Source organism: Brevibacterium antiquum, from assembly GCF_016107655.1.
Classification (GTDB): Bacteria; Actinomycetota; Actinomycetes; order Actinomycetales; family Brevibacteriaceae; genus Brevibacterium; species Brevibacterium antiquum.
Window position 1 is genome coordinate 59,173 of sequence record NZ_JABASX010000005.1, and the last position, 24,231, is coordinate 83,403.

A 24,231-nucleotide genomic window follows, 5' to 3' on the forward strand; every position below is an offset into this window, starting at 1 on the left:
CACGCCCTGTGCGCGTTCAACCGTAGGTTCATCTTCGACGATTAGCATGGTGCTATGCGCTCCAGACTTGGCATCATCGCTGCAACCGCCGTGCTCGCCCTGACCGGTTGCTCCGGGGGAACGTCCGACCCACAACCGGAGAAGACCGGGGAAGCCGGAGCCCAGCAATCGGCCCAGAAGGCCGAACCTGAAAAGGCCGCCGAGCCCGCAGACATCGGCCCCGCTGACTTCGCCGACGAGGCGAAGGAGATCGTCGAATCGTTCTCCGACGATGAGCTGGCCGGGTCCCTCATCATCGGCACCTGGTCGGGCACCGACACCCAGACCGGGGTCAATCTGCTGAAGAACAACGACCTCGGCGGGGTCATCGTCATGGCCGACAATCTGCCCGAGAATCCGACTCCCGACCAGGTCAAGGGTGTCACCGAAGCAGTCAACGGCGCACGTTCGAAGGGACAGCCCGTGTCGATCGGCGTCGATCAGGAGGGCGGTCCGGTCTCGCGGCTCGGCACCGGCGCGCTGCCGTTCCCACCGCTGATGGCGCTCTCAGCCACCGAGGATCCCGAACTGACGCAGACCGCGACCAAGGTGCAGGGCCAGAACCTCACCGACCTGGGCTTCACCATCGATTTCGCCCCCGACGCCGATGTCACAACCGGTGAGAAGGACGTGGCCATCAACGTACGTTCGGCCGGTGACGATCACAAGGCCGCCGCCGAGGTGGTCGCCCAAGCCGCGACCGGATACCACCTCGGCGGTGTCGCCAGCTCCGCGAAGCACTTCCCCGGCCACGGTCGACTTCACGTCGACTCCCACGAAAGCCTGCCGGTGTCGAAGAAGAGCATCAAGGAACTCGAGGACACGGACCTGCTGCCGTTCAAGTCCGCCGTCAAGGCCGGCATCCCGATGGTGATGATGGGACACATCGGCCTGCCGGATGCGAAGACGACGCCGGCAACGCTGAATGAGAAGGCGTACAAGTCACTGCGGGACACGCTCGACTTCGACGGAGTCATTATCACCGACGCCCTCAACATGAAGGCCGTGGACCAGAACCAGAGCGGGAAGGAGACTGTCAAGGCACTGTCCGCCGGCGCGGATCTCGCGCTGATGCCACCGGATTCTGCCGCCGCACAGAAGGCGGTGGTCAAGGCCATGGAGGACGGTGACCTGAAGAAGTCCGATCTGCAGAAGAAGGCAGAGCGCGTGGTGGCGATGCAGCTGGCCACCGCCGAGACCCAGAAGACGGTGACCGGCGATTCCGGTGGGGACGACTCCGGGCCAACCGGTTCCGAGAATCCGCAGAAGGTCCTCACCGATGTGGCCGAGAAATCACTGACGGTCCTCAAGGGGGAGTGCGCATTCGAGGGCACCGACTCGATCTCCATCGTCGGCGGCAGCGAGAAGGAGAAGACCGAATTGACCAAGGCGGCCAAGGACGCGGGTCTCACAGTCGGCTCCGGTGGGACGAGCGTGAGCCTGAGCCCGGAGTCCTCCGCCGAGGTGGCAGTCGGCACCGCTGCACCGTGGACGATGCGCAATACCTCGGCACAGTCGGTCATCACGGCCTATGACAGCAATCCCAATGCGCTGAAGGCCGTGGCGAAATGGCTCAAGGGCGATCTCAGAGCCTCAGGCAAGCTGCCCGTCGACTACGACGGAAGCGATAAGGCCCCGGACTGCAGCTGAGGCAGCGCCCCCGACCGCAGCAGCGCCCCGGACAGCAGCAGCGCGGCAGGGCACGAAAAACCCCTCGTCCGGCTGGGACCATCAAGGCGGACGAGGGGTTTCTTCGTATAACCGGATCAGAGAACGCGAATGAAGGTGACGTCACCCATCCAGCTGTAGCTGCGCTTCGAGGTGCCTGACCCTGGTGAGCCGGCATCGTACATCTGTCCATCACCGGCGTAGATGCCGACGTGACCTGGGTGCCAGATGAGGTCACCGGGCTTGGCCTCCGACTGGGAGACGACCTGGCCTGCGGCCTTCTGTCCACCCGAGTTGCGAGGCAGATCGACACCGACCTTGCCGTAGACCCACTTGGTGTAACCGGAGCAGTCCCAGCCGCTCTGCGAGGTTCCGCCGTAGACATAGGGCGTGCCGGTTCCCTTCTCTGCCCAGCTCATGACCTGCTCCGCCTTGGAGCCGTCCATTGAGCCTGCATCGGAACCGGAGTCCTTGCTCTCGCCCTTGTCCTCGTCGCCGGAGTCCGAAGAACCGGTGTTGGCGGAGTCGTCCTCTGCGGGTTCTGGAGCCGGAGCAGCCTCGTCGGCTGGTTCGTCTTCGGCGGTCTCGACGGGTTCTGGCTTCGGCTTCGGCTTCGGTTTGGGAGCGGCCTCAGCAGTGATGTTCTCGACGTCGATGCCGATGGAGGCGCCCTGCTTCTTGTCCTTGTCCTGAGAAGACGAGCCTTCGCCCGCAGCGACGGTCGCCGACTGGTTCTTGAACTCGACCTGTGTCTGAGCTTCTGACTCCGCGGAGACTGAGGCCTTGTCGTCGGCCCCTTGCCCTGCTGCCGGAAGAACGGCTGCGGTGAGCAGGCCACCGCTGGCAGCGACAACGGCTGCACGGCGTCCGAAGACGGCGGAGTTGGCGTTCAGGATATCGGTCAGTTCGGTCAAGGGGGTCTTGACCTTGGCTTCTGCGGCTCGGCGGCCATGCTGCTTATTTGCCACGTTTTCCTCTCGTCACCTATTGGAAGAATCCCAACCGCCACTTTCGGTCCTTAGTGATTTCACATCGAGCGTGGCGTGCGGTTCTCGCTGTGAAGTCGGCACTCTCGCGACCGACCTTCACAACTGTAACCAATCAGTGACCTAATGTCACGTTTTCGTTACATTGGACGAGAAGTTTTCATGGAAGTGTGTAACAGTGCAGGTCAGAAGCCTTCTTAGCGTTGAAGTTTCTGTAACAGTCGCGCGTTTGCCTGGCGTTGCCCGGTGGTGATATGACCTATCTCTCGTCATCTTCCTCGCCTGTATGTAACAAATCGGCCTATGTAACAGACCGAAAATGACATTTCTGCGACGAAGGATGCCCACTCGAGAACGAGGGCAGAAGTTCGACTCAAGGGCAGGAGCTCGACTATGCGGGTGAGGCCGGTGGGTCCTCAGGCTCCAGTTGCGACCGGGCGGGCAGGATCGGATGACCAACCCGACCAGCTGGCTGGATAGAGGCTCGTCTCGACACCGAGGGTCGCCAGCGCCAAGGCATTGTGGCAGGCGCTGACGCCTGAACCGCAGTAGACGCCGACGGGCTGGTCGAGAGCGCCGAGGGCCGAGAAGCGCGATCGCAGGGACTCCTCGTCGAGGAACTTTCCGTCTGCGATGTTGTCGCTGGCGGGCGCGCTCGTGGCACCGGGAATGTGGCCGGCCTGTGAGTCGAGCGGCTCGGTCTCTCCGCGGAAACGTTCGCCGGCGCGGGCATCGAGCAGGACCCCTGTCCATGCTGCTGCCGCGTCGGCGTCGATGACGGGCATCGAATCAGGGGAGATCGTCACGGTGCTCGGCTGTACGGGGTCACCGGCTCCGGTGGCCAATTCGCCTCCGGCGGCAGCGAAGGCCTGCAGGCCGCCGTCGAGGACACGTGCCTTCATTCCCGCCCACTGCAGCAGCCACCAGGCGCGCGCGGCGCCCTGGCCCGAGTTGTCGTCATAGACGACGACGTCGGTGAGCTGGTCGATGCCCCAGGCCCGGACCTGGTCCTGGAATGCCTCGGCAGTCGGCAGCGGGTGTCGTCCCGCTGTGGGGTCAGTCTCGGAGTGTGCGGCGAGTTCGGTGTCCATGTCGACGTAGATGGCTCCAGGAATGTGCCCGGCGGTGAAGTCGTCACGGCCATCGGGCTTCTGCAGTGTCCAGCGGACGTCGAGCAGCCTCGGCGTGGATCCGTCATCGGAGAGGCGAGCGAGGAGTTCGTCGGCGGTGATGAGAACGTCGGAGCGGTTCATCGGGGATTCTCCTAGTGAGGTGAAGGGAGTTCAGCAGGGTTGGGGCGGATCAGCAGGGTTGAGTCAGGAGGACGACATGACGATCGCCCAGGCGGGTGAAGACCAGCGTCGCCTTGTCTCCGGCCGGCAACTTGAGCTGACGCCTGACCTGGTCAGGAACAATATCAGCTCCGCGCTTCTTGATCACGACCGACCCGATGCCGCGGCTGATGAGGGACTTGCGCAGGCTCGGGATCTTCGCCGGCAGCACATCGGTGACCTCATAGGCGGTGACCCCGGCCGAGGCCGGTCCGCTGGGTTCGACGTCGGTGGTCAGATAGGCGATCTTCGGGTGGACGCGGCGAGCCTGCAAGGGTCCGCACAGGGCGGTGACGAGTCCGGCGCGCACGATCGCGCCGTCAGGTTCGAGGAGGTACTGACCGGGCTCGCCGACGCCGTCCTCATCGTCGGTGGGAAGATCATCTTCGTGGACGAGGAGTGTGCGTTCGCCCATGACGAGGGCACTGCGCCCGGGACGCTGCCTGGCCTCGCCGAAGTAGAGGCAGACCTCGACGACTTCGCCGAGGTGGGAGACCCATTGCGCCTCGGCCTCGTCGGGGATGAGGCTGTGGTCGAGTGCCGGTCCGAGTTTGATGCCTGCGGCCTTCGCCGCGAGCGCCTTGTCGATGACCCAGGACAGAGAAGGAGAGAAGTCTTCGGGATCGAAGATGCGAGCGGTGGAGCCGCTCGTGGTCCCCTTCCCGACCGTGCGGCGGGCCGGGTCGAACCACAGGGCGTCGAATGCAGAGGTATCGATATCTTCGGCGCGGGCGTGCTCGATGCTGGCATTGGCCAGGTGGCGGAGGTTGAAGCTGGCGATGGCGGCAGTGACCTCGTCCGCGTCGACGGCGGTGACCTGGGCGCCCATCCCGGCGAAGGCGAAGGAGTCGGCGCCGATCCCACAGCCCAGATCCGCGATCGTGGGTGCGGAGTCTGCCGCCTCGGCATCGGTGTCCTGGCCGCCAGCGGTGTTCGTGTTGCCACCGGTGTCCTTGCCCTCGCCGAGGAGGCGGCGAGCGTGGTGGGCGGCCACCGGCAGCCGTGTGGCTTGGGCCAGACCGTCACGAGTGAACAGCATGTCCTCGGCGAACGGGCCGAGTTTCTTCACGGCGTCCTTGCGCAGCTGGGCCTGCGTGAGCAGGGCGGCGGTCACCTCGGCGGAATAGCCCTCCTTGCGCAGCGCCGATGATCGGGCGAGCTCATCGGCAGGCAGGTCCTCGATCCGGTCGAGCCGGTCGAGGACGGAGACGTCGAGGAGTTCGGTGAGTGTCTGCGGATCCATACTCTTCACCCTATCGTCCTGGCATCGGTCATCTGACTGCGCTGGCCAGTCGAGAGCCTGCGCTGCTCGGCCATCTGCCTCCGATGTTGCAGGAGTATAAGGAAACGGCGACAGAGGCGTTCGGTGATTGTGCCTGCTCATGAGTGCTGTAAGTTGTTGGCTGTGACGTTATTGACCGCACGCGACATTCGCGAAATCGCCGCCGACATCGGTCTGCGCCCGACTAAGCAGAAGGGGCAGAACTTCGTCATCGACCCCAATACCGTGCGCTCGATCGTCATGTCCGCGAAGCTTCAGGACCACAGCAGCGTCGTCGAGATCGGTCCCGGCCTGGGGTCGCTGACGCTGGGTCTGCTGGAAGCCGGCCACCATGTCACCGCTGTTGAGATCGACGATGTCCTGGCCGCCCGCCTGCCTGCCACGGTTGAGAAGTACGGGAAGAGAGCAGAGAAGCACGGTCAGAGCACAGCCGCTGCCGACGAGACCGCGAACTTCGAACTCGTCAATGCCGATGCTCTCAGAGTCACCGAGTTGCCCACGTCACCCGATGCTCTGGTCGCGAACCTGCCCTATAACGTTGCGGTCCCGGTGCTGCTGCACTTCCTCGAGATCTTCCCGAGCCTGGAGTCCGTGCTCGTCATGGTCCAACTCGAAGTCGCAGAACGACTCGCTGCCGGTCCCGGATCACGGACCTACGGTGTGCCCAGCGTCAAGGCCCAGTGGTACGGCGAGGTCACTCTGGCCGGACGCATCGGCAAGAATGTGTTCTGGCCGGCACCGAACATCGATTCCGGTCTCGTCCACATCGACGTGACCCGCACTCACCGCGACCCGGAGCAGCGTCGTCGCCTCTTCAGTGTCGTCGACGCAGCCTTCGCCCAGCGCCGCAAGACCCTGCGCGCCGCCCTGGCGACCTGGGCCGGCAGCCCCCAGCGAGCAGAGGAGCTGCTGCGCGCTGCAGGCATCGACCCCAAGACGCGCGGCGAAGCCCTCGGCGTCGCAGACTTCGAACGACTCGCCGCAGCGGGTGCCGCACAGGATGAGACTTCCACAACGGGAAGCGCACAATCATGAGCGCACAGCTGCACTCGTGCCCGAAGACCCTGACACCCGTGAAGGTGCAGGCACCGGGCAAGATCAACGTCCACCTCGGCGTGGGTGGGGTCGGCGATGACGGATACCACGAACTCGCGACGGTGTTCCAGGCCCTCAACCTCAATGAGACCGTGACCCTCGTCCCCGGCGGCAGCTCCTCGATCGTCGTCGGCGGTCGCTATGGTGACGCCGAGGTGCCCCAGGGCGAGTCGAACTTCGCCCGCAAGGCCATCAACCTCCTCATCGCAGCCCTCGAAGACGAACGCGACGTCGACGTCCTGCGCGAGCTCGACATCGTCATCGACAAACAGGTCCCCGTCGCCGGCGGCATGGGCGGGGGATCGGCCGACGCGGCCGCAGCACTGTGCGGTGCCGCCCACCTCGTCGGGGGAGTCGACGAGTCGATCCTCCACGACTGCGCGGTCGGAGTCGGCGCCGATGTCGCCTTCCTCCTCCATGGGGGAACGGCCATCGGCCACGGACGCGGGGAGAAACTCACCCCCGTCCTCACCCGCGGATCATTCCACTGGGTCATGGCCACCTCGGCGGGGCAGCTGTCGACACCGGCGATGTACTCACGATTCGACGAACTCACCCCGAATCCCGAACCAGCGGTCGTGCCCGCCGAGGTGCTCACGGCGCTCGCCGCCGGCGACCCGGACACCCTGGCCACAGCGGCCGCCAACGACCTCACCGATGCCGCGATATCGGCCATGCCCGAACTCGCCGAGGTGATGGAGGCCGGGCGTGCAGCCGGTGCCCTCCTGCCCCTGCTCAGCGGCTCAGGCCCGACGATCGGCTTCCTCGCCCGCGACGCCCATCACGCCCTTGACCTCGCGGTCCTGCTCCAGGCCACGCGCGGAGTCAAGGAAGCGCTGCGGACCACGGGACCTGCCCCCGGCGCCCACATCATCGAGCACTGATGGCCGAAGCGAAGGACAGCGGCAACCTCCACGAACGTCTTCTCAATTCGATCGGCACTGACATCGTCACCGGTGACCTGGAAGCGGGAACGGTCGTCCGGGCCGAGGAGCTGCGTGTGAGGTACGAAGTCTCGCTCTCGGTGGTGCGCGAAGTGGTGCGTGTTCTGGAGTCCCTGGGGATGGTCAAGCCGATCCGCCGCTTGGGGCTGGTGATTCTGTCCATGCGGGAATGGACCATACTCGACCCTCTGGTGGTGCGGTGGCGAATGGCCGCCACCCCGGCCCTCCAACTGCGTTCCCTGACCGAGCTGAGAGTCGCCATCGAACCTCAGGCAGCACACTTGGCCGCGGTCCATGCCTCAGCCGATGCGGCCGAGGAGATCATGGGATTGGCCGCCAGAATGCGCACCAGCGGACGCAAGGGCGATGTGGAGGCGGTGCTGGAAGTCGATATCGCCTATCATCGGGCAGTCCTGAGAGCCGGCGGCAACGAACTCTTCGCTTCCTTCGACTCGGTCGTCGCCGAGATCCTGCGCGGTCGAACGCATGCCGGGCTGATGCCGAAGTTCCCCCATCCAGAGGCGCTGCAATGGCACTTCGACGTCGCCGATGCCATCGGCAACGGGGACCCCGATCGAGCTCATGCTGCGATGACGAAGATGATGGATCGAGCCTTCGCCGAGATGGAAGATGCGTGGGCGGGCCAGCCGCGCCTCAAGACGGACTGACGAGTCTCCGGACAGGCGAGGCTGAACGACCCTCAGGACAGGCTGACGACCCTCCAGACAGGCTGGTCAGAACGCGCTGACGACACCGTAGAGGGCGAGGCTGAGGGCGAAGCCGACCAGACCGAGGATGGTCTGAGCCACGGTCCAGGTCTTCAGAGTGGTCTTCGTGTCCATGCCGAAGAACCGGGAGACCAGCCAGAAGCCCGAATCGTTGACGTGGCTGGCGACCACGGAGCCTGCGGCCAGAGACAGCACGATGGCGACGACCTGCAGACTCGAGAAGTCCGGGTTGCCGACGACGACCGGCTGCATGAGTGCCGCCGCAGTTGTGAGCGCGACCGTGGCTGAACCTTGGGCGATGCGCACGATCGCGGCGATGACGAATCCGGCCACGATGACCGGCAGACCCAGTGCCGCCAGGGAGTCGGCGATGGAATCTCCGATCCCGCTGGCTCGCAGCACACCGCCGAACATGCCGCCGGCTCCGGTGATGAGGATGATCGAGCAGACTGGGCCCAGCGCCGAGTCGACGATGTTCTCGACCATGCTGCTGCCCTTCTTCTTCCGCCACCCCAGCAGCCACATGGCCGCCAATACCGTGATGAGCAGGGCGATCGGAGTCTCACCGAGCATGCGCAGCGAAGTGACCAGAGTGGACTCGGCATCGACCCAGCCGGCCTCACCGGCGAAGTTGAGGCCGGTGTTGAGGAAGATGAGCACAAGCGGAAGGGCAAGCAGGACGAGAACCGTAGAGAGTTTGGGCAAGGACCTGAAGTCGGCGAACTCCTCGGCTGGATCGTGGGCCAGGAGCGAGGGAACCGAGACCTCGATTCGCTTGCCGATGAAGAGCCCGAACAGATACCCGCACAGATACCAGGCGGGGATGGCGATGATCAGACCGCAGATGAGGACGAGTCCGACGTTCGCGCCCAGAAGCCCGGACGCGGCCACGGGTCCGGGATGCGGAGGGACGAAGATGTGCATGGCCGAGAACGCGATCGCCGATGGCATGGCGTAGAGAAGCAGAGATCCGCCGAGGCGTTTGGCCACCGTGAAGATGATCGGCAGCATGACGACGAGACCGGCATCGAAGAAGATCGGGAAGCCGAACAGCAGCGAGGTCAGGCCCAAGGCCAACGGCGCACGCTTCTCTCCGAAAGCCTTGATGAGCGCATCCGTGAGCACCTGTGCCCCGCCCGAGAGTTCAAGCATCCTCCCGAGCATGGCCCCGAGCCCTACGAGGAGTGCGACGCTGGCCAGGGTGGACCCGAAGCCGTCGTACATGACGGGGACCAGATCCCCGGGGGCGATTCCCGCGGCCAGGGCGGTGACCACACTGACCACGACGAGCGCGATGAAGGCATGAAGCCTGAAGCGGATGATGAGGACGAGCAGTACGGCGATGGCCGCTGCGGCGATGCCGAGCAGCGCCGGGGCCGACAGCGTCCAGTTGAGTTCGATCTCAGTCACAATTTCCTCTTCCTTGAGGTTGGGTCGTGGTCAGGTGGCATCGGACAGTTCTCAGGTGGCATGGGGGAGACGCTCGGTGATGTATCGACTCACCTCGGCGGGGGAGAGATCGATGGGTGCGAGGAAATGTGCTTCCTCGACGGTGAGCGGTTCCAGCGTCTCCAGCTGGGAGTCGACAAGCGTCGGTGACATGAATTCGTGTGAACGGCGCGCGAGATGCTCGACGATGATCTCGCGGTCCCCGGTGAGATGGACGAAGAAGGTTGCTGGTGCCTGTGTCCTCAGATAGTCCCGATAGCTGCGTCGCAGCGCGGAACAGGCGACGATGGGAGGTGGATTCGAGGTCAGCTCACTGGCCACGGACTTCAGCCACGGCCACCGGTCCTCATCGTCGAGGGGGACTCCAGCACGCATCTTGGACTTGTTGTCCTGGCTGTGGAGATCGTCGGCGTCGACGAACGCGGCTCCGAGCTCGGCAGCCAAGCGTCGACCGATCAGTGTCTTCCCCGTGCCGGACACCCCCATGATGACAAGCGGGGGAAGATCCATCTCAGTTGGCCTCTCGTAAAAATATGATGACATTGCTAAACTGCACTCATTAAATCAGATTTATAGAAATCTAAATGAGACGGGTGAAACTGTCAACCGCTGCGAGAACCTGTCAGCTGCGAGAATTCGCCGTCACTGGACATTTCGCCGTCACTGACAGCCATGACTAGCAGCCACGAGGAAGAGGATTGGGTATGAGCGCGGAAGTGGGCGTGATCGGCACCGGAGTGATGGGCTCGAACCTCGCACGAAACCTCGCACGGAATCTGACCGGCCGGACCGGAGCGCGAGTCGCCATCTACGACCGCGATGTCGACCGAGCTCGAGCACTGGCGGCCGACCATCACGAAGCGGACTTCCTCGTCGCCTCATCGCCGGCGGATCTGGCCAGCAAGCTGTCGGGTCCACGCGTGGCAATCCTCATGGTCAATGCCGGCCCGGCCACGGACTCGGCGATCAGCGACCTGCTCCAGGTGTTCGAACCCGGAGACATCATCGTCGACGGCGGAAACTCGCTGTTCACCGACACCATCGCCCGTGGCGAGAACGCGGCCAAGGCCGGCATCGAGTTCGTCGGGGTCGGCATCTCCGGGGGAGAGGTCGGTGCGCTTGAGGGGCCATCGATGATGGTCGGCGGCACCGAATCCGCGTGGGCACGACTGCGGCCCATTCTCGAACCCATCGCCGCTCGTGCCGAACCTATCGCGGCTCGTGCCGAATCCGGCGACGGGCGAAGCGCACAGGCGGACCCGGAATCGTGCATCGCCCATGTGGGCACCGATGGGGCCGGCCACTTCGTCAAGATGATCCACAATGGGATCGAGTACGCCGACATGCAGCTCATTGCTGAGGCCTTCGCACTGCTGAGGAGCAGGCTCGGTCTCACCCCTCCTGAGATCGCAGAGGTCTTGAGAGAATGGAACCGAGGAGATCTCGAGTCCTATCTCATCGAAATCACCGCCGAGGTCCTCGACCACACCGATGCGGCCACAGGCGAGCCGTTCGTCGACATCATCGCCGATTCCGCCGGAGCCAAGGGGACCGGCGGCTGGACGGTGAAGACCGGACTCGACCTTGGCGTGCCTGTCGCCACCATTGCCGAGGCGGTCTCGGCCAGGTCACTGTCCGCGGCCTCCGTACTGCGATCATCCGGGACGACGTTGGACGGTCCTTCGACGCTCACCTCGGCGTTCGAGGAAGCCCGCGAATCGGCGCTCGACGCTGGCTCCGCCTCGGCGCCGGTCGACCGTGACACGGTCATCGAGACCGTGCGGCAAGCGCTGTTCACGGGAAAGATCCTCGCCTATGTGCAGGGCTTCCACGAGATCGCCGCGGGAGCGCGGGAGCACGGCTGGAACACGGAACTCGGAGAAGTGGCCCGGATCTGGAGGGCGGGCTGCATCATCCGCGCCAGATTCCTCGAACGGATCACGGAAGCCTTCGACGCCGATCCGAATCTGAGCTCACTGTTGGCCGCTCCGTACTTCCGGGATTCACTCAACGCCGGGCAGCAGGCTCTGCGGGATACGGTCGCCGATGCCGCCTCCTCGGGCGTGCCGATCCCGGCCCTGGCCTCGGCGCTGTCGTACTTCGACGGCATCCGCACCTCCCGGGCCTCAGCCGCGCTGGTGCAGGGGCAGCGGGACTTCTTCGGATCTCACACCTACGCGCGCACAGATCGGCCGGGAACCTTCCATACGCTGTGGTCGGGTGATCGCAGCGAGGTGCAGCTGTGATCACCGAGGTCCGTGCCGTTGGAACGTCTCTTCTGCGGCGACGTCTCTTCAGTTGAGCGGCAGTGGCCCAAACTCGTCGAACATGGCAATGTTGGTGACATGACTCTGCCACATGAAGATATCGATCCAGACGGCCTGCTCGAATACTCGGTGGTCTTCACCGACCGATCACTCAACCACATGTCGGGTCGGTTCGTGTCCGTCATGCAGGACATCAACCGCATCCTGCGCGAGGTCTACGACGCGCACAGCGTCGCCATCGTCCCCGGTGGTGGCAGCTATGCCATGGAATCAGTGGCCAGGCAGATCGCGACGGGCAAGAAGTGCCTTGTGGTCCGCAACGGACTGTTCTCCTTCCGCTGGTCGCAGATCCTCGACGCCGGATCCATCGCCAGCGAGACGACAGTGCTCAAGGCGTCCCCTCTCAGTGACGAGCACCAGTCGGCCTGGGCTCCTGCCCCCATCGCCGAGGTGGTCGCCGCCATCGAACGCGAGCGCCCGGCCGTCGTGTTCGCTCCGCACATCGAAACCGCCTCCGGCATGCTTCTGCCGGACGACTACGTGCGCCAGGTCAGCGACGCGGTTCACGGCGTGGGTGGTGTCTTCGTCCTCGACTGCATCGCCTCGGGTGCAGTCTGGGCCTCACAGGAGAAGCTGGGCGTCGACGTTCTCATCAGTGCGCCGCAGAAGGGCTGGAGCGGTTCGCCCTGCGCCGGCTACGTCATGCTCAGCGAAGCCGGCCGCGCCGCCGTCGACGAGTCCACCTCGACGAGCTTCGCCATGGACCTGAAGAAGTGGCTGTTCATCGCCGACGAATACGAAGCAGGCCGGGCGCCGTACCACGCGACCATGCCCACCGATTCGCTCGCGCACAATGCCGCTATCATGCTCGAGACGAAGGAACGCGGCTTCGACAAGCTCGCCGCCGCACAGTTCGAACTCGGCGACCGGGTCCGCAAGGTCTTCGCCGATCGCGGACTGCCTTCGGTTGCGGCACCGGAATTCGCTTCGCCCAGCGTGGTCGTCGTCCACACGGACAACCCGCAGCTGGCCACCGGCGCTCAGTTCAAGGAAGCCGGAGTCCAGATCGCTGCCGGCGTGCCCCTGCAGTGCGACGAGCTCGAGGACTTCTCCACCTTCCGGATCGGTCTCTTCGGCCTCGACAAACTCGGCGACATCGACGGATCGATCTCCCGCCTCGAAGCCGCCCTCGACTCGATCGGCGTGACGCCCCAGGGCTGACGCCTCAAGCTGAATCCTCAGGGACGGTGCCGCAGATCAGGTGCCCCCACACCAGGAGCGCTGAAACATCTCGTTGCAACGGGGTGTTTCAGCGCTCCTGGTGTGTCTTGAGGCGCGAATCGCTCCAGGTGTGCAGCGGGTCCACCAACGCGCAGGTCTCGCGAATACACTGTGACAATGACTCAGAGAGAGCAGCGTCAGCGACTAGGGGCGAATGACTTCGACCTCGAAGACGAATTGGTCGATGAGGCAACAGCGACCGTGATCACAGGGGCGAAGCGCCTGAACCGGAAGTGGCCGGAGCTCGTCGTCACCGGGTTCTTCGGCGGTGTCGACGTGGGCCTGGGCATCCTGGCGATGATTCTGGTCAAGCAGGCGACGGGGTCAGACGTGCTGGCCGGTCTTGCCTTCGGCATTGGTCTGCTGGCGCTGAAGCTTGCCCACTCAGAGCTGTTCACCGAAGAGTTTCTGCTGCCCATCAATGCCGTGATCGCGGGTCAGGCCAATGTTCTTCAGGTAGTCCGCCTGTGGGCGGTGACCTTGGTGACCAACCTCGTCGGGGGTCTCGCCTTTGCCGGGCTGATGGTTCTGGCGCTTCCTGACTACCACTCGACGATGATCGACACGGCCATGAAGTACATCGACCAACCATCCTTGGTGGTGATGATCGCGCTGTCGCTCTTGGCCGGTGCCACCGTCACCTTGTCCACCCGGATGTCACAGGGCACCTCGAACGACGTCGTCCTCGCCATCGTCAGCATGGCATCGGGTCTGCTGCTCATCGGCCTCGGCATGCTCCACGGTGCCCTCAACGCGATCGTCATCTTCGCGGCCATGGTGGCCGGGGCGGATATCTCGATGCTGGATCTGCTGAAATGGTTTGGAATCGTCATCCCGTTCAACATGCTCGGCGGGCTGCTGCTCATCACCCTGCCGCGGGTGGTTCGGACCTATCGTGTGCTTCGAGCATTGCGCAAGGGCACGGTTTCCCTCGAAGATCTCGAGACGCAGTCCAGCTAGGCGATGGCCGATGCAGACTCCTTCGTGCAGACGGTGCTGCTGATTGCCTGCCTCAGGCGGTGGAGCCGAGCGCGACGACGTTCTTCGCGAGGCGTTCGTTGTCTCCGTACATGAAATGGTTCTTCATGTTCTCCGAGAACCGGCTGGCATCGGTGGTCAGTCCGACCGCTTCGGCGACCTCACGGATGTGCATCGGAGTCGCGCCGCAGCACACGCCGATGTAGTTGACGCCCAGGTCATAGACGTCCTTCGCGAAGGCGCCGATCTCGTAGCGATTCGTCTGCAGCGGGTCGAGAGCTGTGGGGAAGGTGCGACCGTGCGGGGAAGCCACCTCGGCGCGGGGATCGGAGAGGTTGAAGAACGTGGGCTCATCCTCGGTCGTGCGGTAGGGGATGGGCAGGGCGCCGACGTGACAGGACACTGCCGCGCGAATCTCGTTCAGCCACGGCAGCATCGTCGCGGGTCCACGGAAGCAGTTGAGGCCGACGACGTCGACGCCCAGCTGTTCGAGCTTCTGTGCGGTCTCGACGATGCCGACGCCATCGGCCATCTCCTGGAAGGCCATGGGGGCGAGGGTGAGGACGACGGGCAGTCCGCTGGCCTTGGCGATTTCGGCTGCAGCAATGGCTTCGCCGGCGAAGTAGAAGGTCTCACCGATGATGAGGTCGGCGCCTTCATCCACGGCCCAGCCCACCATCTCGGTGAACATGGCACGGACCTCGGCCTGGCGATCGGTGTTCTCGGGATCCCAGATGTTGGAGTTCGAGATGTTTCCGGCCATGAAGTTGCCGGGCTTGGCATCGGCAACGCCACGGGCGATCTGCAGGGCGGAGCGGTTGAGGGGTTCGAGCAGATCCTCCTTGCCGATGACCCGCATCTTCTCGCGGTGTCCGTTGTAGGTGAAGGCCTCGACGATGTCCGAGCCGGCACGCTGGAAATCCACGTGAAGGGAGCGCAGAGCGTCGGGGAACTCGAGGGCGACCTCGGGCACGAACTCTCCGGCGGACAGGTAGCCGCGCTTTTCGAGTTCGAACAGGAATCCCTCGGCGCAGATCACTGGTCCGGCATCGAGGCGTTGGGTCAATGGGTTGGACTGAGTCATGAGTGCTCTCCGTACGGAAGGTAGAGGACAGGCGATTGAGCTCGCTCAGGCTGGTGGCCCGAACTCTACGCATATAACCATCTTTGGAAATGTTACCGACGTCACATCGACTTAATTCTGTCATATGACGCTCAGAATCACTCTCAGCGACTCCGAAGATTCGTTTCGGCGCGGGATTCGTTCCGGTGTGGGATATGCCTACGAAGAGGCCTTCTCCGAGTGTCTGCCGGGTTTCGGGCGCAATGACGCAAACGGTGCGAGCAGCAACCGGGTCACGGTCGAGGAGTACCAGCGCAGGGCTTTCTCGAACGGGGCCCACGACAGCACATATGTGGTCAGAAGTGCCACTGCGAGGCAGAGGACGAAGATCAGTGGAGCGCTGATCACGTCCTCGACATCACCGAGGAGAGGTTGGAGACCGCGGACGACGAACCCGTGGAGGACATAGACAGCCAGGCTGTTCCGGCCGATCTTCGCGATGATGGTGTCTTTGTCGCCGACCCACATGAGCAACGCCAATGTCATCAGCAGTGCGCCGATGTCGACGATGAGGCGGATGCCGACGCCCTCGGGGATGCTGACATCGAAGTGGGCGAAGTTGAGGCTGCCGTAGAACCACTTGTAGTAGACCTCATCGAGGTAGAAGTAGCCGATCGCGCCGAAAGCAGTCGCCGTGAAGAACAGCTTCTGCCAGATGCGCAGGCTGCCGGCCCAGTTGAGAATCTGCTTGCCGTAGAGCTTGCCGATGACGAAGAAGGGCCAGAAGATCATGGACCGTGACGCCGAGAGTTCCGTGTCGAGGATCGGCAGAATTCCACCGAAGAGCCCCACCACCACCGAGGTGACAAGGATCGTTCGTGGGAATCGTTCGATGAACGGCACGGTGATGATCCAGCACGCCATCGACAGCAGGAACCATGTGTACCAGAACGGGGTGAGGAAACTGTAGTCAGGATTGAGGTCGAAGACCCACATCCATCCCCACATCAGAGGCAGGACGGTGAACAGCAGGACTAGGAAGGTCAGGACGCGTTCGGGCAGCCTCGTCGACTTCGCTGTGATGCCGGCCAGGAAGACGAAGGCCGGCATGTGGAACGAATAGATGAGGTACATCGGCGCACGAAGGACATCGTCACCCCACGGTGATGTCCTGGCCAGCAGGTGGCCGAGGACGACAGTGAAGATGAGGATGCCTTTGGCGCGGTCCAGTCGGTGATCTCGTATGGGCACCACGCCACGATAGCGTGTCCGTGCCTCGAAGCAGAAAGATCTCATCGCGCCCTAAGACGGAATCCAGGGGCTGTTCAGCTTGCGCAGGCGACGCAGGTCGGCGCGTAGGGCCGAATCTCCAACCGCACCTCGGGGATGGGGTTTCCGCAGTTCGTGCAGATTCCGAAGGTGCCGCGCTCAAGCCTCTGCTCCGCCTCGGCGATGGCGATCAGGCGCTCCTCGGACTGGCGCAGCAAGGTGTCCGCCTGTGATCGTTCGAAGGCGAGAGTCGAACCTTCAGGGTCGTGCTCGTCGTCGCTGTTGTCACCCTCGCGTGCCGCCGAGAGATCTTTGATGTCCGAGGACAGTGTGGCGATGAGCCGCCTGGTCGCGGCATCTTCTGCATGCAGGAGCTCCCGCACTCGATCGGAATCGGCCATCAGCCCTCCTCGCCGTTCATCATCAGGCGTCCAGAGCCTCGTTGGCTTCGAGCCAGCGCTCCTCCAACTCGGTCATTTCGTCCTTGAGCTCCTGCAGGGAAGAGGTGAGCTTCTGCAGCCCTTCGAAGTCGGTCTGGTCGTGGTCGGCCATCTCATCGTGGGCACGGGCGATGCGCTTGCTCAGCTTGTCCATACGACGCTCGATCGAGGAGACTTCCTTCTTCGCCGCTCGGGCCTCGGCTCCGGAGAGAGCGTCTGCGCCCGAATCAGCAGACGAATTCGCACTGCCCGAGCCGGAGTTCCCTGCACCTCGACCGGTGACAGTTCCCTTCGATCCGCCGGATTTGGCGTCCTCAGCGCGCAGCTTCAGATATTCGTCGACGCCGCCGGGCACGTGCCGCAGACCGTGATCGAGGATCGCGTACTGCTGATCGGTGACGCGTTCGAGCAGGTACCTATCGTGGGAGACGACGATCAGGGTAGCCGGCCAGGAGTCGAGGAGGTCCTCCATCGCCGCCAACATATCGGAGTCGACGTCGTTGGTGGGCTCATCGAGGATGATGACATTGGGTTCGGACATGAGCAGCAGCAAGAGCTGCAGGCGGCGCTTCTGCCCTCCGGAGAGTTCCTTGACTCGGGCCGAGAGATGCTCTTTGGCAAAGCCGAGGCGCTCCAGCAGCTGTGCCGGTGTGTAGTCCTTGCCCTCGATGTTGAAGCTCGTCTTCGACTCCGACAGCACCTCGCGGACCTTCTGTCCGGCGATGGCGTCGAGTTCCTTGAACTGCTGGTCGAGGACACCTACCTTCACGGTCTTCCCGCGCTTGACTCTGCCCTCATCCGGTTCGAGTTCACCGGAGATGAGGCTGAGCAGGGTCGACTTGCCGGCACCGTTGGGCCCCAGGATTCCGGTGCGTTCGCCGGGGCCGATGCGCCAGGTGACATTGTCAAGGATCTGCTGATCCCCGAAGCTCAGTGACACATCGAGGAGGTCGACGACGTCCTTACCGAGTCGGGCCGTCGCCATCTTCTTCAGTTCGATCGGATTGCGCACCTCCGGGACATCGGCGATGAGCTGGTTTGCCGCCTCGATCCGGAACTTCGGCTTCGAAGTCCGGGCTGGAGCACCTCGGCGCAGCCATGCCAGTTCTTTGCGCATGAGGTTCTGGCGCTTCTGTTCGGTTGCGGCAGCGATTCGGTCGCGTTCGACGCGTTGGAGGACATAGGCGGCGTATCCGCCTTCGAAGGGTTCGACGATCTGGTCGTGGACTTCCCACGTCTTGTTGCAGACCTCGTCGAGGAACCACCGGTCGTGAGTCACCAGCAGCAGAGCACCGGAGTTCTTCGACCAGCGGTTCCTGATGTGCTTGGCCAGCCACGAGATGCCGTCGACGTCGAGGTGGTTGGTGGGCTCATCGAGGATGAGCAGGTCCCAGTCTTCGATGAGCAGTGCCGCCAGAGCCACTCGTCGGCGCTGGCCTCCGGAGAGGCTGCCGACTGTGGCGTTCCAGTCCAGGTCGGCGATGAGACCGGCGATGATGTCGCGGGCTTTGGCGTCGCGGGCCCATTCGTGGTCGTCCATGTCGCCGACGACGGAATAGCCGACGGTCGCTTCGGAGTCCATGGTGTCGCGCTGGCTGAGCATGCCCAGGCGCATTCCGCCGCGGTAGGTCACGCGGCCGGAATCGGGTTCGATGGTGCCGGCGAGCATGCCCAACAGGCTGGACTTGCCGTCGCCGTTGCGGCCGACGATGCCGATCATGTCTCCGGCGTCGACACCGAGCGTAACCGAGTCGAAGACGATGCGGGTGGGGTATTCGAGGTGCAGGGCTTCAGCCCCGAGAAGATGTGCCATATCGCCTTCTAGTTTAGTGCACAAGGGGGCCGGGGCCAGCATGGGCGGGCAGTCGGGGGACCGGGGACGGAGTCGGTGCCCGGGATGGTCGAGCGCCGGGTGAGGCAGAGCGAACATGAAGTTATGTTGCGTTTTCATATCGGTGTCGACGATTCAGATGCTAGTGGACCCTGTTATCGGTCTGAGGTGAATTAGACTGACGGAAAATTCATTGAAATATGAGTGATCATCCAGTGGTTTCACAAATTCGGCGGAGGACTCTGTGCCTCGATCGACACCATTGTTGGTCGTGAGAAACTTGAGAAAAGAGTAAACGTGAAGAAGCTCGTATCTGCGGTGTCGATTGCCGCCGCATCTGCCCTCGTGCTCTCTGCCTGTGGCTCGGGAGACAGCGGCGACTCAAAGGCTGAGGACTTCCTTGGCTGCATGGTCTCGGACTCCGGTGGCTGGGACGACCAGTCGTTCAACCAGTCCGGCAAGGAGGGCCTGGAGAACGCGGTGAAGAACCTCGGTATCGAGGAGAAGGACGCGGAGTCTCAGGGCGACGCGGACTTCAAGCCCAACGTCGACAACATGGTCCAGGCCGGCTGCAACCTCACCTTCGGTGTCGGGTTCCTGCTCGAGGACGCGATCCAAGAGGCTGCTGAGGCCAATACTGACCTCAACTTCGCTCTCATCGACTCCACCTTCTCCGATGCTGACGGCAATCCAGTCACCATCGACAACGCCAAGCCTGTTGTCTTCAACACGGCTGAGGCCGCCTACCTCGCCGGCTATGTGGCTGCGGCTTCGTCGGAGTCCGGCAAGGTCGGCACCTTCGGCGGCATTCAGATCCCCTCGGTCACCATCTTCATGGACGGGTTCGCTGACGGTGTCAAGAAATTCAACGAAGAGAACAAGAAGGACGTCAAGCTCCTCGGCTGGAACAAGGAGAAGCAGGACGGCTCGTTCTCCGGTGACTTCGAGAACCAAGGGCAGGGCCAGGCGCTGACCAAGCAGCTCATCTCTCAGGGCGCCGACGTCGTCATGCCCGTCGCCGGTCCTGTCGGACTGGGTGCAGCCGCGGCTGCGAAGGAAGCCAAGGACGTCAAACTCATCTGGGTCGACTCCGACGGATACGAATCCACGGAATACGGTGACATCATCCTCACCTCGGTGGTCAAGCAGATCGCCAACGCGGTCGAGGACACCGTCGCCGAAGCCCAGAAGGACAAGTTCAGCTCCGAGCCCTACGTCGGCACGCTGGAGAACGAAGGCGTCGGACTTGCTCCCTACCACGACTTCGAGGACAAGGTTCCCGAGGACGTGAAGAAGAAGGTCGAAGAGCTCAAGAAGCAGATCATCGACGGATCGCTGACCGTGGAATCCGAGAGCACACCCAAATAAGCGAATAGGTTAAACTGCAGGGCCGAGTGGTTTCGGCCCTGCAGTTTTCGAATTTGTGAGGAGTACCGGAAGCAGTGAAACTCGAGCTTCGCGGGATGACGAAGGTGTTCGGATCGTTCGTGGCCAACGACCACATCGATCTCACCATCGAACCGGGCGAGATCCACGCCCTGTTGGGTGAGAACGGCGCCGGAAAATCCACCATGATGAACGTCCTCTATGGACTCTACGACGCCGACGGGGGAGAGATCCTCCTCGACGACAAGCCTGTGACCTTCGCCGGTCCGGGTGATGCTGTGGCTGCCGGGATCGGCATGGTCCACCAGCACTTCATGCTTGTGCCCGTGTTCACCGTCGCCGAGTCGGTGGCGTTGGGCTATGAGCCGACGAAGTCCATGGGACTCATCGACCTCGCCGAGGCGCGGAAGAAGGTCCGGGAGATCTCTTCCCGCTTCAACTTCAACATCGACCCCGACGCCCTCATCGAGGACCTCCCGGTCGGTGCCCAGCAGCGTGTGGAGATCATCAAGGCTCTGTCGCGCAACGCGAAGATCCTCATCCTCGATGAGCCCACCGCGGTGCTCACCCCGCAGGAGACCGATGAGCTCATCTCGATCATGCGCCAGCTCAAGGAGCAGGGCACCTCGATCGTGTTCATCACCCACAAACTGCGTGAGGTCCGGGCGATCGCGGACTCCATCACCGTCATCCGCCGCGGCAAGATCACAGGCGTTGCCTCCCCTGATTCCACCGAGGCGGAGCTGGCCAGCCAGATGGTCGGCCGTCACGTATCCCTGACGACAGAGAAGGATGCCGCCGATCCCGGTGACGCCACCTTCCAGGTCCGCAGTCTGACCGTCGTCGACAAGGCCGAGAACGTCGTCGTCGACGATGTCAGCTTCGACGTCCGCCGTGGTGAGATCCTCGCCGTCGCCGGCGTCCAGGGCAATGGTCAGACGGAGTTGGCCGAAACGATCATCGGGTTGACAGATCCCAGATTGGGTTCGATCACCCTCGATGGGAAGGACCTCGTCGGCAAGTCCGTCAAGGACCGTCTGGGTTCTGGCATCGGCTTCGTTCCTGAGGATCGGTCCACCGACGGCATCATCGCCGAGTTCACGATCCGCGAGAACATGATCCTCGACGTCTACGACCGTCCTCCCTACGCCAAGGGCCTCAACCTCAAGTCCGCGGTCATCAATGACGAGGCGAAGAAGAAGGTCGAGGAGTTCGACATCCGCCTCGGCAGCGTCGTCGACCCGATCGCGACGCTGTCGGGAGGCAACCAGCAGAAGGTCGTCCTCTCCCGTGAGCTCGGCCGCGACCTGCGCCTCTTCATCGCCAGCCAGCCCACCCGTGGCCTCGACGTCGGTTCGATCGAATTCGTCCACAAACGTGTCATCGCCGAACGCGATGCCGGCACACCATGCCTCATCGTCTCGACGGAACTCGATGAGGTCTACGGACTCGCCGATCGGATCGCGGTCATGTACTCGGGTCGCATCGTCGGCATCGTCGGTGCCGAGACCTCACGTGAAGCCCTGGGCCTGATGATGGCAGGCGTCCCTGCAGACGAAGCCCTCGCCGCCACCGCGGCACCTGAGAAGAGCGACGCCGCCACCGCGGCACCTGAAGAGAACTCAGCCACCACCTCGGCGGAGGAGACGAAATGACAACTGACATCTCCCCGGCGGCACCATCGCCGGCTCCACCACCGAGCGCCGAAGCGGAACCGGGCAAGGAACCGAATCTGCTGCAGGACGTCCTGTCCGGTTCCTGGTTGGTCTCGGTGCTGGCCATCGTGGTCGCTCTCCTCCTCGGCGGAGTCCTCATCGCCGTGTCGAACGCGGAAGTCGTCGAAGCGGCGATGAACATCTTCGCCGCCCCCGGGGTCTTCTTCTCGACCCTGTTCTCCACTGTCGGGGAAGCCTATTCGGCGCTGTTTCGCGGCGCGATCTTCGACTGGGATGCCCGCACCACAGAACGTGCGATCCGCCCCCTGACCGAATCCCTGGTCAGCGGCACCCCGCTCATCCTCACAGGCCTCGGCATCGCCCTGGCCTTCCGCTCGGGACTATTCAACATCGGCGGTCAGGGCCAGGTCATCCTCGGCGCCACCATCGCCGGTTACCTCGGCTATGCCCTCCACCTGCCACCCGTCGTGCATATGCTCATCGCAGCCATCGGCGGCATGATCGGCGGTGCGATCTGGGCCGGCATCGCGGGTGTGCTCAAGGCACGCACCGGAGCCAACGAGGTGATCGTGACGATCATGCTCAACTCCATCGCCGGCTACCTGTTGGGCTACCTGCTCAAGCAGAGCTGGTTCACCCACACCAACTCGGCGAACCCGCAGTCGCGGATGCTTGACGATTCGTCACAGATGTTCCTGCTGCTGCCGCCACCCTTCCGTCTGCATGTCGGATTCATCATCGCCATCCTGGCAACGATCTTCGTGTGGTGGCTGCTCGAACGCTCAACGATCGGCTTCGAGTTCAAGGCCGTCGGTGCCAACCCGCACGCGGCGCGAACCGCAGGTATCTCCGTGTCGAAGGTGACGATCCTCGTGATGATCGTCGCCGGCGCACTCGCCGGACTCGGCGGAGCGGCTCAGGTACTCGGCACGGAATTCAAACTCACCGGCGGAATCAGCGGGTCGATCGGCTTCGACGCCATCACCGTGGCCCTGCTGGGACGGTCCAAACCCTTGGGGACGTTCCTGGCAGGTCTCCTGTTCGGCGCATTCAAGGCCGGCGGCTACCTCATGCAGTCCCAGACCGGGACGCCGATCGACATCGTTCTCGTCGTGCAGTCCGTCATCGTCCTGCTCATCGCGGCACCACCACTCGTGAGGTCGATCTTCCGGTTGCCCACACCGGTGCTCAAGCGGAAGGAGGCCTGACATGAGCGCTCAGAACACCGCCGCTGCGACACCGGCAGCGAAGTCCTCGGCACAGTCCAAGGCACTGACCCCGATCGCGTGGAAGTTCCCGATCACCTACTCGATCCTGGCCCTCGTCTCGCTCATCTTCTTCGGCCTCATCGGCCGTGACGGAGAGACGACATTCCGGATCGCGACCGGCGGAGACCTCTTCGCCATTCCCGATGTCGTCGTGTCCTCGACCGTAGCCGGACTGGTCCTCTCGCTCATCCTCGTGGTCATGGCCGCAGCCTCGATCTACCTCGCCCTGAAGCGGATCACCCTGGCCGGATGGTTCCCGATGGTCTTCGGCATCCTCTTCGTCGTGTCCTTCCTGGCCTGGGCAGGCGGCGGCAGCGGCGGCGTGATCCCCCTGACCACGCTGCTGGCTGGCGCCCTGGCACTGTCCGTGCCGCTGATCTTCGGCGCCATGTGCGGGCTCGTCGGCGAACGCTCCGGCATCATCAACATCGCCATCGAAGGTCAGCTGCTGGCCGGTGCCTTCCTCGCCGCGGTCGTCGCCTCAGTGGTCAAGAACCCCTATGCGGGTCTGCTTGCAGCCCCGATCGCCGGCGCGCTGGTGGCTGTGGTCCTCACATTCTTCGCGGTGAAGTACTGGGTCAACCAGATCATCATCGGCGTCGTACTCAACGTCCTCGTCGTCGGTGTCACCAGCTTCCTCTACTCGACGGTCCTCACACAGAACCCGGGCCTGTGGAACTCCCGGCAGCAGCTGCCTAACCTGCCGATCCCGCTGCTGTCGGACATCCCCATCCTGGGGCGGGTGCTCTTCGACCAGAACATCCTCGTCTACATCATGTACGTCGTCGTCATCGCCCTCCAGATCTTCGTGTTCCGCTCGAAGTGGGGGCTGCGGATGCGGGCCGTGGGCGAACACCCGAAGGCAGCCGACACAGTGGGCATCAAGGTCAACTTCACCCGCGTGCGCAATACCCTCATGGCCGGTGCCATCGCAGGCCTAGGCGGTGCCTTCTTCACCGTCGGATCGGGCCTGGCATTCGGCAAAGAGATGTCGGCCGGACAGGGATACATCGCCCTTGCGGCGATGATCCTGGGCAAGTGGAACCCGAAGGGTGCCCTGCTTGCTGCCCTGCTGTTCGGCTTCTCCAAGAGCTTGGGCAACACTCTGCAGTCCATCGGAACTCCGGTGGCCAACGAGCTGCTGCTCATGCTTCCCTACATCGTCACGGTTCTCGCCGTCGCCGGTTTCGTCGGCCGGGTTCGCCCACCGGCGGCCGAAGGCGTGCCGTACGTGAAATAGTCCAACCCTA

General features: G+C 63.6%; 20 protein-coding genes. 11 read left to right on the top strand and 9 right to left on the bottom strand.

What is annotated here, in order from left to right; all coding sequences use genetic code 11:
* The first annotated feature begins 54 nt into the window (after positions 1-54).
* Entirely contained in the window at positions 55-1,689 is a 1,635-nt protein-coding gene (locus JFC13_RS09630) for a glycoside hydrolase family 3 N-terminal domain-containing protein (RefSeq protein WP_198396874.1), read from the top strand.
* A gap of 116 nt (positions 1,690-1,805) precedes the next feature.
* Here JFC13_RS09630 and JFC13_RS09635 read toward each other — a convergent pair whose 3' ends face one another.
* From JFC13_RS09635 to JFC13_RS09645, 3 genes are all read right to left on the bottom strand, one after another.
* Positions 1,806-2,675, bottom strand: a complete 870-nt coding sequence (locus tag JFC13_RS09635; RefSeq protein ID WP_198396875.1) for a C40 family peptidase — start codon at positions 2,673-2,675, stop codon at positions 1,806-1,808.
* Between the two features lie 434 nt (positions 2,676-3,109).
* The gene (locus JFC13_RS09640) at positions 3,110-3,946 is read right to left on the bottom strand and encodes a sulfurtransferase (RefSeq protein ID WP_198396876.1); all 837 of its coding nucleotides are present in this window, start codon (positions 3,944-3,946) and stop codon (positions 3,110-3,112) included.
* Positions 3,947-3,995: 49 nt separating this feature from the next.
* Entirely contained in the window at positions 3,996-5,267 is a 1,272-nt protein-coding gene (locus JFC13_RS09645) for a class I SAM-dependent methyltransferase (RefSeq protein WP_198396877.1), read from the bottom strand.
* Between the two features lie 162 nt (positions 5,268-5,429).
* Here JFC13_RS09645 and rsmA point away from each other — a divergent pair, with 162 nt between their 5' ends.
* The 3 genes from rsmA to JFC13_RS09660 are packed head-to-tail and all read left to right on the top strand — an operon-like array spanning position 5,430 to position 8,013.
* Complete coding sequence (gene rsmA / locus JFC13_RS09650) at positions 5,430-6,341, top strand: 16S rRNA (adenine(1518)-N(6)/adenine(1519)-N(6))-dimethyltransferase RsmA (protein WP_198396878.1); 912 nt, start codon at positions 5,430-5,432, stop codon at positions 6,339-6,341.
* Complete coding sequence (locus JFC13_RS09655) at positions 6,338-7,285, top strand: 4-(cytidine 5'-diphospho)-2-C-methyl-D-erythritol kinase (RefSeq protein WP_198396879.1); 948 nt, start codon at positions 6,338-6,340, stop codon at positions 7,283-7,285. The genes rsmA and JFC13_RS09655 overlap by 4 nt, the downstream gene beginning before the upstream one ends.
* Positions 7,285-8,013 (top strand): FadR/GntR family transcriptional regulator, encoded by a 729-nt coding sequence (locus JFC13_RS09660; protein ID WP_198396880.1) that lies wholly within the window; start codon positions 7,285-7,287, stop codon positions 8,011-8,013. The genes JFC13_RS09655 and JFC13_RS09660 overlap by 1 nt, the downstream gene beginning before the upstream one ends.
* Before the next feature lie 66 nt (positions 8,014-8,079).
* On the opposite strand, the gene JFC13_RS09665 is transcribed toward JFC13_RS09660, so the two are convergent.
* Together JFC13_RS09665 and JFC13_RS09670 are read right to left on the bottom strand one after the other, a co-directional pair.
* Positions 8,080-9,483: a GntP family permease gene (locus JFC13_RS09665; protein WP_198396881.1), complete on the bottom strand. Its 1,404-nt coding sequence runs from the start codon at positions 9,481-9,483 to the stop codon at positions 8,080-8,082.
* 51 nt (positions 9,484-9,534) lie between these two features.
* Entirely contained in the window at positions 9,535-10,032 is a 498-nt protein-coding gene (locus tag JFC13_RS09670; RefSeq protein ID WP_198396882.1) for a gluconokinase, read from the bottom strand.
* Between the two features lie 194 nt (positions 10,033-10,226).
* Between JFC13_RS09670 and gndA the strand changes: the two genes are divergently transcribed.
* The 3 genes from gndA to JFC13_RS09685 all read left to right on the top strand — a co-directional run bounded on the left by gndA (position 10,227) and on the right by JFC13_RS09685 (position 14,030).
* Positions 10,227-11,768, top strand: a complete 1,542-nt coding sequence (gene gndA / locus JFC13_RS09675) for an NADP-dependent phosphogluconate dehydrogenase (protein WP_198396883.1) — start codon at positions 10,227-10,229, stop codon at positions 11,766-11,768.
* A gap of 99 nt (positions 11,769-11,867) precedes the next feature.
* Positions 11,868-13,010 carry an alanine--glyoxylate aminotransferase family protein gene (locus JFC13_RS09680; RefSeq protein ID WP_198396884.1) on the top strand — a complete coding sequence of 381 codons (1,143 nt, stop codon included), beginning with the start codon at positions 11,868-11,870 and terminating at the stop codon, positions 13,008-13,010.
* Between the two features lie 177 nt (positions 13,011-13,187).
* Positions 13,188-14,030, top strand: coding sequence for a formate/nitrite transporter family protein (locus JFC13_RS09685; RefSeq protein WP_198396885.1), 843 nt, complete (start codon positions 13,188-13,190; stop codon positions 14,028-14,030).
* A 52-nt stretch (positions 14,031-14,082) separates the two neighbouring features.
* Here JFC13_RS09685 and JFC13_RS09690 read toward each other — a convergent pair whose 3' ends face one another.
* The 4 genes from JFC13_RS09690 to JFC13_RS09705 all read right to left on the bottom strand — a co-directional run bounded on the left by JFC13_RS09690 (position 14,083) and on the right by JFC13_RS09705 (position 18,633).
* Positions 14,083-15,132, bottom strand: a complete 1,050-nt coding sequence (locus JFC13_RS09690) for a homocysteine S-methyltransferase family protein (RefSeq protein WP_198396886.1) — start codon at positions 15,130-15,132, stop codon at positions 14,083-14,085.
* 198 nt (positions 15,133-15,330) lie between these two features.
* The gene (locus JFC13_RS09695) at positions 15,331-16,362 is read right to left on the bottom strand and encodes an acyltransferase family protein (RefSeq protein ID WP_198396887.1); all 1,032 of its coding nucleotides are present in this window, start codon (positions 16,360-16,362) and stop codon (positions 15,331-15,333) included.
* Between the two features lie 74 nt (positions 16,363-16,436).
* Positions 16,437-16,781, bottom strand: a complete 345-nt coding sequence (locus tag JFC13_RS09700) for a TraR/DksA family transcriptional regulator (protein ID WP_198396888.1) — start codon at positions 16,779-16,781, stop codon at positions 16,437-16,439.
* A 22-nt stretch (positions 16,782-16,803) separates the two neighbouring features.
* Entirely contained in the window at positions 16,804-18,633 is a 1,830-nt protein-coding gene (locus JFC13_RS09705; RefSeq protein WP_198396889.1) for an ABC-F family ATP-binding cassette domain-containing protein, read from the bottom strand.
* Between the two features lie 315 nt (positions 18,634-18,948).
* On the opposite strand from JFC13_RS09705, the gene JFC13_RS09710 reads away from it, so the two are divergent.
* From JFC13_RS09710 to JFC13_RS09725, 4 genes are all read left to right on the top strand, one after another.
* Positions 18,949-20,019: a BMP family lipoprotein gene (locus JFC13_RS09710; protein ID WP_198396890.1), complete on the top strand. Its 1,071-nt coding sequence runs from the start codon at positions 18,949-18,951 to the stop codon at positions 20,017-20,019.
* A gap of 74 nt (positions 20,020-20,093) precedes the next feature.
* Positions 20,094-21,692, top strand: coding sequence for an ABC transporter ATP-binding protein (locus JFC13_RS09715; protein WP_198396891.1), 1,599 nt, complete (start codon positions 20,094-20,096; stop codon positions 21,690-21,692).
* Positions 21,689-22,921 carry an ABC transporter permease gene (locus tag JFC13_RS09720; RefSeq protein WP_198396892.1) on the top strand — a complete coding sequence of 411 codons (1,233 nt, stop codon included), beginning with the start codon at positions 21,689-21,691 and terminating at the stop codon, positions 22,919-22,921. The genes JFC13_RS09715 and JFC13_RS09720 overlap by 4 nt, the downstream gene beginning before the upstream one ends.
* Position 22,922: 1 nt before the next feature.
* Positions 22,923-24,221 carry an ABC transporter permease gene (locus tag JFC13_RS09725; RefSeq protein WP_198396893.1) on the top strand — a complete coding sequence of 433 codons (1,299 nt, stop codon included), beginning with the start codon at positions 22,923-22,925 and terminating at the stop codon, positions 24,219-24,221.
* Positions 24,222-24,231 lie beyond the last annotated feature (10 nt).

Bases quoted from the DNA above. Each gene is read 5' to 3' on its own strand.
- JFC13_RS09645 (WP_198396877.1), bottom strand. From the start codon at position 5,267: ATGGATCCGCAGACACTCACCGAACTCCTCGACGTCTCCGTCCTCGAC.
- JFC13_RS09655 (WP_198396879.1), top strand. From the start codon at position 6,338: ATGAGCGCACAGCTGCACTCGTGCCCGAAGACCCTGACACCCGTGAAG.
- JFC13_RS09660 (WP_198396880.1), top strand. From the start codon at position 7,285: ATGGCCGAAGCGAAGGACAGCGGCAACCTCCACGAACGTCTTCTCAAT.
- JFC13_RS09630 (WP_198396874.1), top strand. From the start codon at position 55: ATGCGCTCCAGACTTGGCATCATCGCTGCAACCGCCGTGCTCGCCCTG.
- JFC13_RS09720 (WP_198396892.1), top strand. From the start codon at position 21,689: ATGACAACTGACATCTCCCCGGCGGCACCATCGCCGGCTCCACCACCG.
- JFC13_RS09725 (WP_198396893.1), top strand. From the start codon at position 22,923: ATGAGCGCTCAGAACACCGCCGCTGCGACACCGGCAGCGAAGTCCTCG.
- JFC13_RS09670 (WP_198396882.1), bottom strand. From the start codon at position 10,032: ATGGATCTTCCCCCGCTTGTCATCATGGGGGTGTCCGGCACGGGGAAG.
- JFC13_RS09705 (WP_198396889.1), bottom strand. From the start codon at position 18,633: ATGGCACATCTTCTCGGGGCTGAAGCCCTGCACCTCGAATACCCCACC.
- JFC13_RS09680 (WP_198396884.1), top strand. From the start codon at position 11,868: ATGACTCTGCCACATGAAGATATCGATCCAGACGGCCTGCTCGAATAC.
- JFC13_RS09690 (WP_198396886.1), bottom strand. From the start codon at position 15,132: ATGACTCAGTCCAACCCATTGACCCAACGCCTCGATGCCGGACCAGTG.
- gndA (WP_198396883.1), top strand. From the start codon at position 10,227: ATGAGCGCGGAAGTGGGCGTGATCGGCACCGGAGTGATGGGCTCGAAC.
- JFC13_RS09640 (WP_198396876.1), bottom strand. From the start codon at position 3,946: ATGAACCGCTCCGACGTTCTCATCACCGCCGACGAACTCCTCGCTCGC.
- JFC13_RS09685 (WP_198396885.1), top strand. From the start codon at position 13,188: ATGACTCAGAGAGAGCAGCGTCAGCGACTAGGGGCGAATGACTTCGAC.
- JFC13_RS09700 (WP_198396888.1), bottom strand. From the start codon at position 16,781: ATGGCCGATTCCGATCGAGTGCGGGAGCTCCTGCATGCAGAAGATGCC.